This is a genomic window from Rhizorhapis sp. SPR117 (assembly GCF_021742065.1).
Genome location: NZ_JAKKIE010000219.1, coordinates 1 through 656 on the forward strand (window position 1 = coordinate 1; position 656 = coordinate 656).

Genomic DNA, 656 nt, shown 5'->3' on the forward strand with positions numbered 1-656 from the left:
CGCAACGCGGGACATAAACCAGCCGGGTCACTTCTCGATGAAAATACCGGGTCACTTCTCAGCGACAATCAACAGTCCCACGCCTTTTTGACCTTCCGGCAGGCGATCGCGCTTGGCGGCAATATCCGGCGCGGCGAACAGGGCATCGGCGTTATCTACACGCGCCGCTTCATTCCGCGCGAAGAGCAGCGTCGCGCCGACATGGAAGGCCGCGAGCCCTCGGGCGGCATTCCCTTCCTCAAATGGTTCACCGTCTTTTCGGTCGAACAATGCGAGGGACTGCCCGAGCGCATCTGCGAACCGCCACCGCCGATCCCTGAAGGACTCATCCTGCCGCAGGCCGAAGCACTCATCGCGGCGACCGGCGCCGACTTCCGCATCGGCGGCCCCTCGGCTTTCTATTCGCCTGTCCACGATTATGTGCAGGTTCCAAGACCCGATGCCTTCCACGACCCGGTGAACTGGCACCGGACGGCATTTCACGAGTTCGGTCATTGGGTCGGCGGCGGTGCCCGACTCAATCGGGATCAGAGCGGCGTCTTCGGTTCCATGGCATACGGAAAGGAAGAGTTGGTCGCGTTATCTGGACAGTCTGCGCCGCTCGCAACTTTGCAGTAAGGTCGGCGATGGACGCCCACGGTAGGCAGTAATCAGGC

The 656-nt window shown here is 61.9% G+C and carries 1 protein-coding gene; it reads left to right on the top strand.

Annotated elements, in window-relative coordinates:
- Positions 1-618 (top strand): zincin-like metallopeptidase domain-containing protein (locus L3X40_RS22075; protein WP_237367465.1); only part of this gene is annotated, 618 nt, incomplete at its 5' end.
- Positions 619-656: the final 38 nt, after the last annotated feature.